Raw genomic sequence first — 1,122 nt, forward strand, 5'->3', positions numbered from 1 at the left:
AATATGGACTTTATCCGCTCCAGAAGCTCGGAAGGGTCAGTTTTCGCCGTACCTTTTCCGGCGGCCGTGGTGGAGCGGGATGGTGAGGGTGCCGCGAGGGCTGCTTATGCGGCGATTGCCGCCCATCGGCGCATATTGAACGCGATCGTAGCGAACAGCACCTGTGCGGTTGCCTTGATTAGACCGACGTAACGAATGCGCGTCAGACGCATTCGACATTTGAGAGTGGCGAAGGTGGTCTCCACCGCCGCCCGTCGTCGTGCAATGAGGCGATTGTAGCGCTTGAGCCTGGCGGGCAACTCCGGGTGATGTTTGTTGGGACGTCGCGCGATGCGGGGCTTTTTGCCTTCCGCTTTCAGCCGTGCTCGCCGGGCATGGGTGTCATAGGCTGCATCGGCCCACACCACCGTCTCATCGCCGCGGATCAAATCGTCGGCCGGCGTGGTATCGTTGACATTGGCAGGCGTGGTCAGCACCGCGCGGATCAAGCCGGACCCTTCATCGACACCGACATGCGCCTTGTAGCCGAAGGTCGAACCGCTCTTGCCTTGCCGCTTGGCAAACCCGGCATCGGGATCGTTTGACGGCCGATCTTCCTTCGGGGGCGCCGACACGGCCTGGATCAACGTCGCGTCCAGCATCGTGCCGCGCTTGAGGATGAGGCCAGCGTTCTCAAGCTGACGGTCCAGTTCGGCAAACAGCTTTGCCATGAGGTTTTGCTCGACCAACTGGTTCCGGAAGCGATTGAGAACCGTGTGATCGGGGGTAGCATCTTCCAGACTCAGGCCGGCAAAGCGCTTGAACGATAGCCGATCTCCCAGCGCGTCCTCCAGCTCGCGGTCCGAAAGACCATAAAGCGACTGTAACAGCAGCGCGCGGAACAGCACCAGCACCGGATAACCGGGGCGACCGGGTCCCCCCTCATCCCGCAAATGAGCCAGCAGCTTCTCGAACCGATACCATTTGACCAGGCCCGCCAGCCGATCCAATCCGGCATTGCTGCCGGCCCCCTTCGGCAACAGCGCTTCCATAAAGCTCGGCTGTCCCGTCTGTTTCACCGCCATCGCGATCTCCCGAGGTTTGTCCTAGGGAATCACAATTGGCGGATTTCGCAACAGGCCC

At 61.2% G+C, this 1,122-nt stretch carries 1 protein-coding gene; it reads right to left on the reverse strand.

Features of this window, described 5'->3' with window-relative positions; translation table 11 throughout:
- Positions 1 to 104: 104 nt before the first annotated feature.
- A complete protein-coding gene (locus HB676_RS33600; protein ID WP_213742815.1) occupies positions 105 to 1,064 on the reverse strand; it encodes an IS5 family transposase in 960 nt (319 codons plus the stop codon).
- Positions 1,065 to 1,122 lie beyond the last annotated feature (58 nt).

The organism is Bradyrhizobium sp. dw_411, assembly GCF_018449695.1.
Lineage (GTDB): Bacteria > Pseudomonadota > Alphaproteobacteria > Rhizobiales > Xanthobacteraceae > Bradyrhizobium.